The organism is Cryobacterium sp. TMB3-10, assembly GCF_004402305.1.
GTDB lineage: Bacteria > Actinomycetota > Actinomycetes > Actinomycetales > Microbacteriaceae > Cryobacterium > Cryobacterium zongtaii.
Window position 1 is genome coordinate 300,451 of record NZ_SOGH01000031.1, and the last position, 15,987, is coordinate 316,437.

Annotated in this window: 10 protein-coding genes; 2 read left to right on the forward strand and 8 right to left on the reverse strand. The window is 69.3% G+C overall.

The window, feature by feature from the left end; all coding sequences use genetic code 11:
- Positions 1–72 precede the first annotated feature (72 nt).
- Together E3T22_RS17495 and E3T22_RS17500 are read left to right on the forward strand one after the other, a co-directional pair.
- Entirely contained in the window at positions 73–2,955 is a 2,883-nt protein-coding gene (locus E3T22_RS17495) for a glycoside hydrolase family 3 C-terminal domain-containing protein (protein WP_134409183.1), read from the forward strand.
- A 48-nt stretch (positions 2,956–3,003) separates the two neighbouring features.
- Positions 3,004–3,216 (forward strand): twin-arginine translocase TatA/TatE family subunit, encoded by a 213-nt coding sequence (locus E3T22_RS17500; RefSeq protein ID WP_103459695.1) that lies wholly within the window; start codon positions 3,004–3,006, stop codon positions 3,214–3,216.
- A 12-nt stretch (positions 3,217–3,228) separates the two neighbouring features.
- Here E3T22_RS17500 and E3T22_RS17505 read toward each other — a convergent pair whose 3' ends face one another.
- The 8 genes from E3T22_RS17505 to E3T22_RS17540 all read right to left on the reverse strand — a co-directional run bounded on the left by E3T22_RS17505 (position 3,229) and on the right by E3T22_RS17540 (position 15,904).
- The gene (locus E3T22_RS17505; RefSeq protein WP_134481085.1) at positions 3,229–5,574 is read right to left on the reverse strand and encodes a glycoside hydrolase N-terminal domain-containing protein; all 2,346 of its coding nucleotides are present in this window, start codon (positions 5,572–5,574) and stop codon (positions 3,229–3,231) included.
- A 2-nt stretch (positions 5,575–5,576) separates the two neighbouring features.
- A complete protein-coding gene (locus E3T22_RS17510; protein WP_134481084.1) occupies positions 5,577–6,527 on the reverse strand; it encodes a carbohydrate ABC transporter permease in 951 nt (316 codons plus the stop codon).
- On the reverse strand, positions 6,527–7,486 hold the full coding sequence (locus E3T22_RS17515; protein ID WP_134481083.1) for a carbohydrate ABC transporter permease: 960 nt from the start codon (positions 7,484–7,486) through the stop codon (positions 6,527–6,529). The genes E3T22_RS17510 and E3T22_RS17515 overlap by 1 nt, the downstream gene beginning before the upstream one ends.
- Positions 7,483–8,772: an extracellular solute-binding protein gene (locus E3T22_RS17520; protein ID WP_166790340.1), complete on the reverse strand. Its 1,290-nt coding sequence runs from the start codon at positions 8,770–8,772 to the stop codon at positions 7,483–7,485. The genes E3T22_RS17515 and E3T22_RS17520 overlap by 4 nt, the downstream gene beginning before the upstream one ends.
- Positions 8,773–8,852: 80 nt before the next feature.
- On the reverse strand, positions 8,853–10,868 hold the full coding sequence (locus E3T22_RS17525) for a beta-galactosidase (protein ID WP_134481081.1): 2,016 nt from the start codon (positions 10,866–10,868) through the stop codon (positions 8,853–8,855).
- Positions 10,869–10,965: 97 nt separating this feature from the next.
- Positions 10,966–12,423, reverse strand: coding sequence for a GH1 family beta-glucosidase (locus tag E3T22_RS17530; RefSeq protein ID WP_134481080.1), 1,458 nt, complete (start codon positions 12,421–12,423; stop codon positions 10,966–10,968).
- Positions 12,420–14,759 carry an alpha-xylosidase gene (gene yicI, locus E3T22_RS17535; RefSeq protein WP_103479840.1) on the reverse strand — a complete coding sequence of 780 codons (2,340 nt, stop codon included), beginning with the start codon at positions 14,757–14,759 and terminating at the stop codon, positions 12,420–12,422. Before yicI ends, E3T22_RS17530 begins: the two co-directional genes overlap by 4 nt.
- Positions 14,760–14,890: 131 nt before the next feature.
- Positions 14,891–15,904, reverse strand: a complete 1,014-nt coding sequence (locus E3T22_RS17540) for a LacI family DNA-binding transcriptional regulator (RefSeq protein WP_134481079.1) — start codon at positions 15,902–15,904, stop codon at positions 14,891–14,893.
- Between the last annotated feature and the right edge of the window lie 83 nt (positions 15,905–15,987).

Here is a 15,987-nt window from a genome sequence, read left to right on the forward strand (position 1 = left end):
CTCGGCATGTCGACGTAGTTTTCGCGACAACTGTCGAAACGCTTCGACGGTCACCGAACCAGGAAGAACTTGATGACGCACGGCACCGACGCCGCAACGGCACACCACCTACTCGACCAGCTCACCGTCGAGGAGAAGCTCAGCCTGCTGCATCAGGCCAATCCCGCCATCGAGCGCCTGGGGCTGGACGCCTTCTCCACCGGCACCGAGGGCCTGCACGGCCTGTCCTGGCTCGGCGAGGCCACGCTGTTCCCGCAGCCGGTCGGCCTCGCCGCCTCTTGGGACCTGGACCTGGTGCGTCGGGTAGGCGAAGCCGTGGGCATCGAGGTGCGGGGCAAGCACGCCGACTCCCCCGCGGTGAGCCTGAACGTGTGGGCGCCGGTGGTGAACCCGCTGCGGCATCCGCTCTGGGGCCGCAACGAGGAGGGCTACTCCGAGGACTCCTGGCTGACCGGTCTGCTCGGCTGCGCCTACTCGTGGGGCCTGCGCGGGAACGATCCCGTGCGCTGGCGCACGGTGCCCACCCTCAAGCACTTCCTCGGCTACAACAACGAGGTCGACCGCTCCACGACCAATTCGCAGCTGCGCCAGCGAGTGCTGCACGAGTATGAGCTGCCGGCCTACCGCCCGGCCATCGAAGAGGGCGCCGCCGGCGCCGCGATGCTCTCCTACAACCTGGTGAACGGCCACCCGGCGCACGTCTCCGACCTCGTCGCGGCACACCTGCGCACCTGGGTGGCCGACAGTGCCGACCTGTTCATCGTCAGCGACGCCGCCGCCCCCACCAACCTCTTCGTGTCCGAGGAGTTCTTCGACGGACCCGTGGCCGCTCACGCCGCCGCGTTGATCGCCGGCGTCGACAGCTTCACCGACAACGACACCAACACCGAACCCACGGTCTCGGCCATACGCCAAGCCCTCGCTGAGGGACTCATCGGCATCGAGCACGTGGATGCCGCGGTGCTGCGCCTGCTCACGGCCCGCGCCCGCACCGGCGAATTCGACACCGAACCGCATCAATACGCCGGCATCACCGCCGACGTGATCGGCTCACCCGCCCACCTGGCCCTGGCGAGGGAGGCAGCCGCGGCCGGTACCGTGCTGCTGAAGAACGACCCTGTCGCCGGCACCCCGGTGCTGCCGCTGGCCCCGGCGTCCCGGGTCGCCCTCCTCGGGCCGCTCGCCGACCGGGTCCTGGCCGATTGGTACAGCGGCAGTCTGATCGCCCCGGTGAGCCTCACAGATGGGCTGGCCACGGCGCTGGCCGCCACCGGCGGTGGCGTCACCGTCGCCAGCGGCAGCGACCTGATCGCGCTCCGCGACCCGCGCACCGGCCGCTACCTCACCTCCGGCGGACCCGACGGCGGGCGTCTGCACGCCGCGAGCGACACCGTCGGCGACGCGCAGACCTTTGAACTGACCGAGTGGGGTCATGGCCACGTCACCCTGCGGAACACCGCAACCGACCGCCTCGTCACCCGCGGCGCGCACGGCTATCTTGAGGACACCGCCACCCGGGTGGGCGGCTGGGTCGCCCAGGAAGACCTGCGCCTGCTCCGCCACGACGACGGCAGCGTGTCGCTGCAGCACCGCGGCTCCGGCCTCTGGCTGCACGCCGACCTCGGCAACGGCGCCATCCTGGCCCAGCCGGCCTCCGAGGCCACGGCCGACAGATTCGGCCTCCGGGTGCTGCGCTCCGGGCTCGCCCACGCCGCCCATGTGGCCGCCGAGGCCGACACCGTGATCGTCACCGTCGGCAACGACCCGCACCTGGGCGGCCGCGAGACCGAGGACCGTCCGGCCCTCGCGCTGCCGGAGCACCAGGCCGAACTTGTCGGCGCGGCCGCCGATGCCAATGCGCACCTGGCGCTGCTGGTGATCTCCTCCTACCCGTTCGCCCTCGGCGGGGCACTCGAGAAGGCCCCGGCCATCCTGTGGTCGTCGCACGCCGGCGAAGCGCTCGGCCACGGCCTCGCCGACGTGCTCACCGGCGCGGTGGAGCCCACCGGGCGTCTCGCACAGACCTGGTGGTCCGGCGAGTCCGACCTCGCCGACGTGCTCGACTACGACATCATCACCAGCGCCAGTACCTACCTCTATTCCTCGGCAACACCCGACTTCGCCTTCGGCCACGGGCTCGGTTACGCCAGGGCATCCGTGTCGGCCGCCACGCTGTCCGCCAGCCGGGTTCGGTGGACCGACGAGACCGGACTGACTCCGGTCACCGTGACCGTCGGAGTGATCGGCGACCCCGGCGACGCGCAGCCCGCGGGGCCGGCCGTTGCCACCGTGCAGCTCTACGTCGCGGCGAACGCGCACCGGCTGCCGTTCCCCCGCCGCCGCCTGGCCGGCTTCGGTCGGGTGAGCGTCGCGGCCGGCGGTGCCGCAGAGCTGACCATCGCCCTCGACCCTGCCGCGTTGATGGTCTGGGACGTGACCACCCAACGCCTCATCGTGGAAACCGGCGACTACGAGATGCTCGTCGGCCGCTCGGCCGAGAGCATCGACCACCGGCTGCTGTTGCACGTCGACGGTGTCTCCGTCGCACCCCGCAACCCTGTCGCCGGGTTCGGCGCCGATTCCTTCGACCACACCGGGCACAGCGACACCGTGCGGAGCGAGCTGGTGGCGTACACACCGCTGGCCGGCACCGCCGTGGCGGTGGCCGCCGATGCGCGGCGCGCCCGCCTGGTCTACCTGACGGTGGACCTGGCCGCCCTGGCCGGGGTGCTCGCGGTCGAGGCCCGCGGCACCGGCCGGATCGACCTGGAGAGCCGCCGCGATGGACTGTGGTCACCGCTCGGCAGCGCCGAGGTCGGTACGCTCGACTGGAAGACCGTGTCGATTCGTCTCGAGGGTGCGGGCACCAACGCCGCACCGGCCGACCTTCGGGTCACTCTGTCGCGGGGGGTGCAGCTCGCGTTCCTCGGCGGGCCGCACATCGCGCTTTCCTAGATTCGCCGCATCCATTCACCATCAGCATCACCGACTAGACGGGACATCATGCTCAGCAATCTGACCGGATGGCACTTCATCATCATCCTCTTCGTCGTTCTCCTGCTCTTCGGCGCACCCAAACTGCCCGCACTGGCGCGCAGCATGGGCCAGTCGATGAAGATCCTCAAGACCGAGCTGGCGCCCACCGACGCCGCCGTGCCCGACGAGAAGCCGGCCACCGCCCCCGCCGCAACGACGCTCGACAAGCCCAAGCCCTAACCCCCGTCCCGGTCACGAGAGGGTGCCGTCGGGTGCCCTGAAGAGATGGATGCCCGTGGTGGGCACAACGACCTCGTGCCGGCGGCCGCGGTAGCCGACGAGCCTGGCGCCCGCGAAGCGCTCCGCGCGGGCGCGCAGTGTCACGCTCACCAGGGTTCCGGCGGACCAGGTCAGGTCGACGAGCACGCCGCCCCGGGCGGCCAGCCCGGTCACCCGGCCCTCGGGCAGTGACGCGGGCAGCGCGGGCAGCAGCTCGAGGGTGCCGGTGTGCGACTGCAGTAGCAGCTCGCAGACCGCGGCGACAAAGCCCAGGTTGCCGTCGATCTGGAACGGCGGATGCGCGGCGAAGAAGTTGGGGTACAGCCCGCCGACATGGGGACCGGCGTCGTCGCGGGCCGGCCGCAGCACCAGCTCGAGCAGGTCGTCGACCTTGGTGGGCTGGTGCAGCCTGGCGCGTAGGCACAGTTTCCAGGCCAGCGACCAGCCGGTGGAGTCGTCACCGCGGCGGTCGAGGGTGGCCGACGCCGCCCGGGCGTGCTCGGCACTCAGACCGTCGCCGGGGTACAGCCCCACCAGGTGCGAGAGGTGCCGGTGCTGCGGGTCGGTTTCGAGGCGCTCCCGGTCCCACTCGAACAGGGTGCCGTCGCTGCCGATTCGGGGGCCGGGGATGCGCACCAGCGCGGCCGCCGCCTCGGCGAGGATCGGGTCGTCGCCCTGCCCGCTGTCGGCGGCGAGGCCGGGCAGCAGCGCGAACAGTTCGCGCAGCAGGGTGCGGTCCATGGTCGACCCGGTGCCGGCCGCGACCGGCCGGCCGTTCTGCAGGAACTGGTTCTCTGGCGACGTGGAGGGCCGGGTGGTCAGGCTGCCGCCGGGCAGTTCCACCAGGAAGTCGAGGCAGAACCGGGCGGCCCCGGCCGCGAGGCGCCACAGCCGGGCTAGCTGGTCGGGCGTGGCGGTGCCGAACCGGCGCACCTCGTCGAGCTGCCGCACCAACCAGACCCCGGCCATCGGCCACTGCGCCCAGGAGGCGTCGCCGGTGACCGGCGAGCTGAACGCCCATCCGTCGGAGTTGTGGTGCGCCACCCAGCCCCGGCAGCCGTAGAGCCGGTCGGCGGTGTTCGCGCCCCGCTCGGCGAGGGCCTCCACAAAGGTGAGCAGGGGCTCAGCGGTCTCGCCGAGCCGGGCCACGTGGGCGACCCAGTAGTTCATTTGGGTGTTGATGTTGAGGGTGTAGTTGCTGCTCCACGGCGGCTGCATGGAGTCGTTCCAGAGGCCCTGCAGGGTGGCGGGCAACCCGCCAGGTCGGGAGGACGCTATCAAGAGGTAGCGGCCGTAGTCGAAGAGGAGCGACAACAGGCCGGGATCGGTCAGCGCGGCCGGGCGGGGGTCGATGGCGGCGCGGTCGAGCCGGTCGGGAGCGGTCCAGCCGTCGGCACCGGCCGGCCCGGGCAGGTCCAGGCTGACCCTGTCGAACAGGGCCGTGTAGTCCAGCCGGTGCCGGCCGGCGAGGTCGTCGACGGATGCCCCGGCGACAGCGCCCAGGCGGGCCGAGGCGGTGGCGGCGCCATCCGCTGCGGTGCCGGAGGCCGGCCGGCCGGCGGCGGTGAAGGTGGTCTCGGTGGCCGCGCAGACCAGGATCTCCCTGGCACCCTCGATGCGGAGGGCCCCTGACCCGTCGGGTGCGGCGTGACCGTCATGCCGCACAGACACCACGATGGCGCCCTTCAGCGGCTGGATGCCGTCCAGTTCCCAGATGGCGGCGGGCCGGTCGGGCCGGTGCCCCGGCGCCACGTCGGCCGGCAGCTGCAGCCGAAGACTCAGGCCGTCGGTCGTGACCGTGCGGCCGAGTTCGGCGAGCGGGCTGCTGACCGAGACCGTGAAGACCGGGTCGGACAGGGCGGCGTCGGCCACGATGTGGTGCACGAGCACCCCGTCGGGGTGGCTGGCGAAGCTGGTCTGTTCGAGGCCGGCCCCCTGGATGTGGTGGACGGCGTCGGCCAGGTCGAGCCACCGCCTGGTGAGGGCGTGGCCGCCGGGTAGGTCGATCTGCACGGTGCCGAACGGCAGGAAGGCCTGGGTGTACTCGGCGCTCAGCACCGCCAGTTCTGCCTCGGCCTCGGTCGCGCGGTCCTCGGCGAGGTGCGCACGGGCCGCGGCCAGCGCGGCCGCGGCAACCGCCGCATCCACCTGCCCGTGGTGATGTTCGCTGGCCGTCGAGCCCGACCAGGCGGTTTCGTCGTTCAGGTGCAGCCGGGTGCACCTGTCGGTGGCGTCGACCATGGCGCCCAGGCTGCCGTTGCCGAGCGGGAGGGCGTCCAGCCAGCTCCCGCTCTGGTCGGTGTAGGAGAGCACGCTCATCCCTAGAACCGCACCCCGCCGGCGGCCAGGCCGGTTTTCCAGTACCGCTGCAGCGACACGAAGACCACGATGATCGGGATGATCGACACCAGGGAGCCGATCACCACGAGGGTCTGCAGGCCGGGGATGGTGATGGAGGCCTGGCTCCAGCCCGACAGCCCGACGGTGACCGGTTGCAGCCGGGCGTCGCTGAGCACCAGCAGCGGCAGCATGAAGTTGTTCCAGCTGCCGATGAACGCGAACAACAAGATGGTGACGCCGCCGGGGCTGAGCAGTTTGAGGGCGATCGAGAAGAACGCCCGCCACTCGCTGGCACCGTCGAGCCTGGCGGCCTCGAGCAACTCCATCGGCATAGCCGACTGCGCGAAGACGAAGGCGAGCAGCACGCCGAACGGGTAGGCCAGGCTGGGCAGCAAGATGCCCCAGATGGTGTTGTTCAACCCGAGCTCCACCAGCAACAGGTAGGTGGGCTGGGCCAGCACGGTCTGAGGGATGAGCATGCTGCCCAGCACCGCACCGAGCACCATGGTGCGCCCCTTGAAGCGGTACATCGCCAGCGCGTAGCCGGAGATCAGGCAGACGAACGTCATCGCGATCGAGCCGAGTCCCGAGTAGATCATCGAGTTGCCCATCCAGCGCCAGAAGATCCCGTCGTTGTAGGTGCTCAGGTCAACGAGGTTCTCCATCAGGTTGAAGTTCGAGAACACGAAACCCGGGGTGCTGAACAGTTCGGCCGTGCTCTTGGTGGATGCCACGATCAGCCAGTACACCGGCACCAGGAAGTACAGGGTGATCGCGCCCATGAAGATCCAGGCGGCGATGCGGGCGCCCCGACTGGGGCGTTCGCCCTCGGCCAGGACCGAGGGCCGGGAGGAGCCGGCCTTCTGGGCGGCCCGCCGGGAGCGTGTCTCACGCACGGGCGGCGGCGAGGACGTGACTGTGACCTGCGTCATCATGCCTTCCCTTTCTTTCGGTTGGTCATGATGGACACCACGATCGAGAGCACGAAGGTCGCCAGCCCGAGGATGATGGCCATCGCCGAACCGAGGTTGATGTTTCCGCCGAGGGTGGTGGCCGAGAAGATCGCCATGTTCGGCGTGTAACTGCCCGAGATGTTCGAGGTCACCGAGCGCATGGTCATCGGCTCGTTGAACAGCTGCAGGGTGCCGATGATCGAGAACAGCGTGGTGAGCATCAGGGCCGGGTAGATCATCGGCAGCTTGATCTGCATGGCCATCCGGAATTCGCTGGCCCCGTCGAGGCGGGCGGCCTCGTACATTTCGCGGGGAACCGTCTGCAGGGCGGAGAACAGGATGATCATGTTGACGCCGGTGACCGACCAGACCGCCACGTTGGCGATCGACCAGAGCACGGTGCCCGGGCCGAGGAAGTCCACCGAGACGCCGAGGTCTGCCAGACCCTCCACGATCGGGCTCACCCGCGGCTGGTACAGGAATCCCCAGATCAGGGCGGCTACGACGGACGGCACCGCATACGGCAGGAACACCGCGAGCTGGAAGAACCGTTTGGCCTTGACCACGGCGGAGTCGAACAGGAGCGCCAGCAGGAGGGAGAGTGCCAGCATGATCGGCACTTGCACGACGCCGAAGAGCAGCACCCGGCCGAAGCTGTCCATGAAGGCCGAGTTGGCGAACGCCTGCACGTAATTGTCGAAGCCGACGAACATCGAGTCGTTGTCGCCGCCGAAGCCGAGGCCGCTGCGTTTGACCTGGAAGAAGCTCGTGTACAGCGCCACCACGATCGGCAGGATCATGAAGACCACAAACGAGAGCATGAAGGGCGCGAGGAAGATATACGGGGCCACCCGCATCCCCCCGCCGGCGCGGGTGCCGCGCCGGCGGGGGGATGCTGCGGGGGCGCCGGGAGGCGCCGTCAGGGTCGAGGAGGTCATTTGACGCTCAGACCGCTGTCCTTGAGGTTGGTCACGGTCAGCGCCTGCACCGCGTCCAGGGCCTCGGCGAAGGTCTGCGCACCCGTGCCGACCTTGGCGAACTCGTCCTTGAGGGCATCCTGGGTGATGTCGTAGTTCGGACCGTCGACCCAGCTGCTCGGCACGTTCTTGGCCGCGTCGATGAAGACCTCGTTGATGACCTGACCGCCGAAGAACTCCTGCTCGGTCAGCATGGCGGGATTGTCGAGACCGGCCAGCGCGGTCGGGAACAGCCCACCCTCCTTGATCAGGATGTCGAGGGATTCGTCCGAGCTGTTCAGCCAGGTGAGGAACTCCACGGCCTGCTCCACGTTTTCGGTTCCGGTGGGAACCACGTCGACGCTGCCACCGGTTTCACCGGCGGCATCGCTTCCCGCGAAGGTGGGCGACGGTGCGACCGACCACTTGCCGGTCAGGTCTGCGGCGTTCTCGGCCAGCAGGGCCGGGAACCACGCGGCGTAGTTGATGCTCGCGATGGTGCCCGCGTTGACCTCGGCCCAGTACTCCGGGGTCCACATGTCGACCACCTTGACCAGCTGCTCGTCGACGAGGGTCTGCCAGATGGCGGCGACCTCCTGGCTCTTGTCGTTGTCGACCTCCACGGTCCACGCGTCGCCGTCGATGGTGTTGAAGGTGCCCTCGTTCTGCCAGACCTGCTCGGTCCAGAGGCCGATCTCGTTCGGCGAGAACTGGCCGATGTAGATGTCGGGGTTGGCGGCCTTGAGCGCGCGGGCCGTCTCCAGGTACTCGTCCCAGGTGGTGGGCACGGCGAGGTTGTACTGGGTGAAGATGTCGGAGCGGTACATCAGACCGGTGGGGCCGGAGTCCTGCGGGATGGCGTAGACGCCGTCGCCGAACTCGACGCCCTTCCAGGAACTGGCGGTGAACGACGCGTCGAGGCCGTCGGTGTACTCACCGATGTCGATCAGCCGGTTGTTGATGATGTGGCCGGGCAGCGAGTGAACGGACATCTGCACGGCATCCGGTGCGGTGCCCGCGTCGATGGCCGGCGGGATCTTCGCGCCGTCGTCGCCGGTCATCCGGAAGAATTCGACCTGGATGTCGGGGTTGGTGTCGTTCCAGGTTTCGACCGCGGTCTCAAGGCCGGGGGCCCAGCCCCAGAATTCGAGGGTGACGGCGCCGGTGTCGGAGCCGGCGGAGGAGGAGCAGCCGGCCAGCAGCAGCGCGGACGCTGCCGTGAGGGCGACGGCGGAGCCGAAGGTTCGAAGAGAGCGGTTGAGTGCCATCATTGGCATCCTTTCTGGGTGTGCCACGGGACTGTGGCTGTGCCAGGCGGTTCGGCCGCGAACCGCCTGGCTGGGTGACATCAGGGGTGGTGCGGGGCATCCGGCAGGGCATCCTCGCGGAGCACGATCGAGGCGGCGGGGGCCAACTCGATGTCGCCGGAGAGCTGCGCGTCGGTGAGCAGGTCGTAGCCGTTCAGGTCGACCGTGCGGGGACTCTCTCCGTGGTTGAAGACGAAGAGGTAGCTGCGGGTGCCGGCGTAGCGGCGTACGATTTCGACCCCGTCGCCGGCCTGCGGGTGTTCCGGCGTCACGCCGGCCTCCGCGAGGATGCGGCCGATGTGGTCGCCGAGCGCCGCGGCATCCAGCCGGGTGGCCAGGTAGTGCACGGTGCCGGCGCCGAACCGGTTGCGGGTGATCGCCGGCCCGCCGGCCAGCGGAGCATGGGTGAAGGTGGCCAGCACCTCGGCGCCGGTGACCTGCAGGTCTTCGGCCCAGGCATCCGCCAGCGACCCGTCGGAGAGCTGCACGGTCTCGCCGGCGGCGAGCGGGTGGTGCTCTTCGACGCGGATGCCCGCCAGCGGGGCAAAGGCGCCGCTGAAGCCGCCGGGGCGCACGCTGAGGTTTTCGTCGGTGCTGCCGGAGAAGAACCAGACCGCCGCGTGACCGCCGGCCGTGACGAAGGCGCGCAGCGTCTCGGCCTCGGCGTCGGAGGCGGCGATCTTGTTCGGCACCAGCACCAGGTCGTAGCCGGAGAGGTCCTGATCGAGCCGCACCACGTCGCAGGAGACGCCCTGCCACCAGAGCGCCCGGTGCACGGCGCGCACGGCGGGCAGGAAGGCGAGGTCGTCGGAGGGCAAGGCGCGCGTCTCGGCGGCCCACCATGCGATGGAATCCCAGACGATGGCGACCCGGGCGTCGTTCACCCGGCGGCCGTCCGCGGGCGGTTCTGCGATCTCGGCTAACGACGTGAGGGTGTGCCCGAGGGCGACGATCTCGCGGAACACCCGGGTGTCCTCCCCCGCGTGCGGCACCATCGGCGAGTGGAAGAACTCCGCGCCGACCCGCGGCGAACGCCACTGGAAGAACAGGCTGCCGGTGGCGCCCCTGGCCAGGTATTGCAGGGTGTTGCGCTCGAGCCGGCCTGGGTCCTTGGCGAACAGGCGCGCGGCGGCGTAGTCGTAGATCAGGCTGGTGGCCTGCTCCATCAGTACCCAGGGTCGGCCCTGGTTGAACGAGCGGGCCACGTCGGCGCCGAACGCCACGTGGGTCTCCCCTTCGATGTCGCGGGCGCTGGGATAGTGGTCGATCGACACCTCGTCGATCTCGGCGGCGAAATCCCACTGGTCGTAGTGGTTCCAGCTGGGCAGCATGAAGTTGGTCGTCACCGGCACGCCGGGGCTCAGCTCGCGGATGACCGCGACCTGCTCGCGCAGCGCGTCGCGGAGAGTGTCGGCGGAGAACCGTTTGAAGTCGAGCAGGTGCGCCGGGTTCGGCAGGTACTGGGTAGCCTGCGGCGCCAGGATGTGCTCGAAGGTGGCGTAGCTCTGCGACCAGAACGCACTGTTCCAGGTGCTGTTCAGCGCGGCCACGGTGCCATAGCGCTCGGCCAGCCACAGCCTGAACGCCCGGTCCGTCTCGGGGCCGTACGAGACCGTGCCGTACTCGTTGTGCACGTGCCACATTCGCAGCGCCGGATGCCGGCCGTACCGTTCGGCGAGCGCGCCGGCGATCCGCCGCGCGGCATCCCGGTACGCCGGGGCGGCCGGGTTGTAGGTGTCCCGGCTGCCGTGCACCAGGCGCACGCCGTCCGCGGTGACCGGCAGGGCCTCCGGGTGGGCAAAGGTGAACCACGGCGGCGGCGACGCGGTGGGGGTGGCGAGCACCACCCCGATCCCGTTGGTGTGCATCAGGTCCATCACCCTGTCGAGCCAGCCGAAGTCGTACCGGCCTTCTTCGGGCTCGAGCGACGACCAGGAGAAGACCCCGACGGTGACCCGGTTGACGTGCGCCTCACGCATCAGGCGCACATCCTCCGCCCACACCGATTCGGGCCACTGCTCGGGGTTGTAGTCGCCGCCGTACACGAACTCGCTCAAGGTATATCCATCCGTACGTGCCGCGAACTGTGAGCTGTACCTCGAAAAACGAGGATTTCTGGGGCAAAGCTCACAGTTCGCGGGCTGGTGTGTGGGGTTAGGGGAGGGGCAGGGTGCGGGTGGCGACCAGGGCCGCGTACCAGCGGGCGCTGTCCTTGGGGGTGCGCACCAGCGTGTCGTAGTCCACGTGCACGATGCCGAACCGCTTGGAGTAGCCGTAGCCCCATTCGAAGTTGTCCATCAGTGACCACACCTGGTAGCCGCGCAGGTCGACGCCGCGGGCCAGTGCCCGGTGCGCGGCGGTGAAGTGCCGGCGCAGGTAGTCGGTGCGGTCCACGTCGTGCACGCGGGGTCCGTCCTCCGTCTGCACGACCGTGTCGGCGAACGCCGCACCGTTCTCGGTGACCATCAGCGGCTGCGCCGGGAACTCCTCGTGCAGCGCCACGAGCAGCTCCTCGAGGCCGGCCGGTTCGATGTTCCAGCCCATCTCGGTGTACGGGCCGGGCTGGGCGAGGAACTCGACCCTGTCGGCGCCGGGCCACGGCGAGGCACCGACATCCTTGTGCCCGTCGGCGTTCTGGCGCGGTGCCGCCCCGTCCCACAGCCGAACCAGGGTGGTGGAGTAGTAGTTGACGCCGAGCACGTCCAGCGGCTGGTGGATGATCTCGGTATCGCCGGGCAGGATGAACGCCCAGTCGGTGACGTCCTTGGTGTCTTCGAAGACATCCGCCGGGTAGGCGCCGGTCAGCAGCGGGCCCAGGAACACCCGGTTGGCGAGGGCGTCGATCTGCCGCACGGCCTCCGGCCCGGTCTCGCCCTCGCCGCGCAGCACGTGCAGGTTGAGGGTGATCGAGAAGTCGGGGTCGTTGGTCACCAGCGGCTTGAGCGCCAGGATCGCCAGGCCGTGCGCCAGGTTGAGGTGGTGCACGGCGGTGAGCGCCTGGGCGCCGTCGGTGCGGCCGGGCGCGTGCGAGCCGGAACCGTAGCCCAGGTAAGCGGAGCACCACGGTTCGTTCAGGGTGGTCCAGGTGTCCACCCGGTCGCCGAATGCCGCGCCCAGGATCGCCGCGTAGTCGGCGAACGCGTACGCGGTGGCCCGGTTGGTCCAGCCGCCCTCGTCCTCGAGGGCCTGCGGCAGGTCCCAGTGGTAAAGGGTGACGATCGGGCTGATCCCCCGGGCTATCAGCCCGTCGATGAGCCGGCCGTAGAAGTCCAGGCCCGCCTGGTTGGCCGGGCCCCGGCCGGTGGGCTGGATGCGTGACCAGGCGATGGAGAACCGATACGCCTGCAGGCCCAGCGTCACCATCATGTCGAGGTCCTCCTCGAGCCGGTGGTAGTGGCCGGAGGCGACGTCGCCGGTGTCGCCGTTCCAGATCTTGCCGGGGGTGTGGCTGAAGGTGTCCCAGATCGAGGGGCCCCGGCCGTCCTCGTCGAAGGCGCCCTCGATCTGGTAGCTGGCCGTGGCGGAGCCGAAGATGAACGAGTCCGGGAACGTGAGGCCGGCGTCGCGGTAGTCGGGTGAGGCCTGCGTGGTGCTCTGCTCGATGATGCTCATCGGAGGGTGGCCTTTCGGTCGGTGGAGGAGAGGATGTCGCCGCCGGCGAGGCGGGCCCGGAAGGGGGCATCCGAATCGCTGGTCACGACGGTGTCGTCGCGGGAAACTGTGATGGTGAAGGTGACAAAGCTGCCGTCGAGCGGGTTGGCGACTTCGACGGTGCGGATGCCGGCCGACTCGCCCGGGTAGACCGTGAGCAGGGTCTGGTCGGTGTAGTCGTAGTCGGGCCTGTCGTCGCGGGAACCGGTGGCCAGCACCGCTCCCCCACGCACCCACAGCGGGATGCTGTCGAACGCGTGCGTCTCCCGGCGCCAAACGGGACCGGTGACGACCTCGTCGGTCAGGTAGTTCGTCCAGGTGCCGGCCGGCAGGTAGTACTGCACGTCGCCGGCTTCGCTGAAGACCGGGGCCACGAGCAGGTCGGCGCCGAGCAGGTACTGCCGGTCGAGGTAGTCCACGGCGGGGTCGCCGGGAAACTCGAGTTGCATCGGCCGCATGAACGGGGCACCGAGACGGTGTGCCTCCAGGCCCACCTGGTAGAGGTAGGGCATCAGCGTCAGCTTCAGCTTGGTGAACACCCGGGTGACGTCGACGGCGCTCTGGCCGGGCTCCTCCCGGCCCTCGTCGAAGAGCCACGGCACCCGGTAGCTGGTGGACCCGTGCAGCCTGGAGTGGCTGGACAGCAGGCCGAACGCCAGCCAGCGCTTGAACACGGCCGGGTCGGGCATGCCCTCGAAGCCGCCGATGTCGTGGCTCCAGTAGCCGAAGCCGCTGAAGGCCAGCGAGAGCCCGCCGCGTAGGGTCTCGGCCATGGACTCGTAGCTGGAGGAGTTGTCTCCGCCCCAGTGCACGGGCTGCATCTGGCCGCCGACGGTTGCGGAGCGGGCGAACAGCACCGCATCGCCCTCGCCGCGGTGCTCCTGGAGCACCTCGAAGACGGCCTTGTTGTAGAGCTGGGTGTACAGGTTGTGCATCACCTCGGGCGACGAGCCGTCGTGCCAGACCACATCCGTGGGGATGCGTTCGCCGAAGTCGGTCTTGATGGCGTCGACGCCCTGTGCGAAGAGGCCGCGCAGCTTGTCCTGGAACCAGGTGACCGCGGCGGGGTTGGTGAAGTCCACCAGTGCCATGCCGGCCTGCCAGAGGTCCCACTGCCAGACGTCGCCGTCGGCCTTCCTCACCAGGTAGCCGGCGGCGGCGGCCTCGGCGAAGATGCCGGCCCGCTGGGCGATGTAGGGGTTGATCCAGGCGCTCACGTGCAGGTTCTTCTCGTGCAGCCTGGCGAGCATGCCCTCGGGGTCCGGGAACACCCGCGGGTCCCACTCGAAGTCGGTCCAGTTGAATTCGCGCATCCAGAAGCAGTCGAAGTGGAAGACAGAAAGCGGCAGGTCGCGCTCGGCCATACCGTCGATGAAGCTGTTCACGGTGGCCTCGTCGTACTGGGTGGTGAACGAGGTCGACAGCCATAGGCCGTACGACCAGGCCGGCACCCGCGCGGGGCGGCCGGTGAGGCGGGTGTAACGCTCGAGGATCTGCTTGGGAGTGGGCCCGTAGATCACCAGGTATTCGATGGCCGGACCGGCGACGGAGAACTGCACCCGTTCGACGGCCTCGGTGCCGACCTCGAAGGAGACGTGCTCGGGGTGGTTGACCAGCACGCCGTAGCCGCGGTTGGTGAGGTAGAACGGCACGTTCTTATAGGACTGTTCGCTGGAGGTGCCGCCGTCGGCATTCCAGATGTCGATGGTCTGGCCGTTCTTGATCAGCGGGCCGAAGCGTTCGCCCAGGCCGTAGACCAGTTCGCCCACGCCGAGGGAGAGCTGTGCGTGCGTGTAGCTGGGTGCCGGTGCGAGCCCGGTGGTGGTGACGCCGGAGACGCCGGCCGGTTCGGCGGCGATGGGGGCCCCGGGGGCGAGCTGCATGTGCCCGATCGACTTGTGGCCGCTCTCGGTGAGGGTGCGGCCGTCGGCCTCGAAGCTGAGATTGAACGGAGCGCCCGGGGCGATGCGTGCGGTGAGCGGGCCGGCCGTGAGGGTGCCGCCCGTGGCGTCGATCGCGATGTCGCCGGCATCCGGCTCGGCGCCGACGAGCTCGAAACCCGGGCCGGTTGTGGTCCCGGTGTGCTGTTCCACGCGCACCTTGACGATGCCCTCCAGCGGCGAGGAGAGCGTCACGGTGAGCATGGCGCGGTTGAGCACATCACCGCGACGTTCGATCACCTTCGTCGGGGCGGAGACCCGCAGGGCGGCACCCACCTGTTCGATGTCGTAGGCCTCCTGCGCGTAGAACGCGGTGACGCCGGGACGGGTGTGCCAGAAACCATCGGTGAATTTCATGTCTACTTGACTGCTCCTGCGGTGATGCCCCTGGTGAGGGTGCGTTGGGTGGTGCTGCTGGGTACTACGGTTCTCGATCGCATTTCGAAACGTTTCGACGGCACGAAGGCTCTGAGGGGTTTTCCGAGGTTCTATCGATGCGGGCCGGGGGCCGTCGACCCGAGCTCGACGTACGTCGGCTCGATGTATTCGACGTGGGGCTCGCCGTCTCCGGCGAACTGGGCCATCGTGAGCTCGATTGCTCGGGTGCAGGACTGGTCAGCGGGTAGCGGGATCACGTCGAGCGGCGGGTTGAGATGGTCGGTGGAGAAGCTGGAGCAGGCCGAAATGACCGAGAGGTCGTTCGGCACGCTGATGCCGCGCTGGCTGAGCACGTCGAGAACCATGGACTGCACGGGTTCGTTGCAGTGCAACACGAGCCCGGTCATTCCGGGCAGAGCGGCCGTCACGTGCTCGACGGCCGCGCGCACGCCGGCCGACTCCTCGGCGGCCGGGGTGAAGGCCACGGTGACGCCCAGCCGGGCGGCTTCGGCCAGGAAGGCGTCCCGGAAACGCGGCGGGAAGTTCGAGCCACGCTCATAGACGAGCGGCGCCTGGCCGATCAGGCCGATCTCGCGGTGGCCGAGGTCGACCAGCCGGCGAACGGCCAGCACCGCGGCCTGTTCGAAGTCGAGGTCGACACAGGTGAGGCCGGCGGTGTCACTGGGGATGCCGATCACCGTGGCCGGCAGGCCGAGCTCGCGCACCAGGTCGGTACGGGGATCGGCGGTGGAGACGTCCAACAGCACGATGCCGTCGACCAGGGAGCTGCGCGCCACCCGGCGGAGACCCACGGTTGCTTCGTCTTGGGTCAGCAGAAGCACGTCGTAGTCGTACAGGCGGGCGGCCGTGACCACCGAGAGCACGAAGGCCATGTGGGCCGGGGCGTGGGTGCCGGCATGCAGCGGAGCGCTCAACGCGAGGATCTGGGTGCGCGCGCCCTTGAGCATCCGCGCGCCGGCGTTGGCCCGGTAGTCGAGCTGGAGAACGGCCTGGTCGATGCGCTGTTTGGTGGATGCCGCGATCGAACGCTTACCGCTGAGGGCGTAGGACACCGTACTGATCGACACTCCGGCGACACGTGCCACGTCGTGAATGTTGGCCACCTGGACTCCATCGTCGGTCGGATAGTGCGGGATCGATTGCGGAAACGCAGCCGAGCGGCGAGCGAAGTGTCTAAACGTTTCGA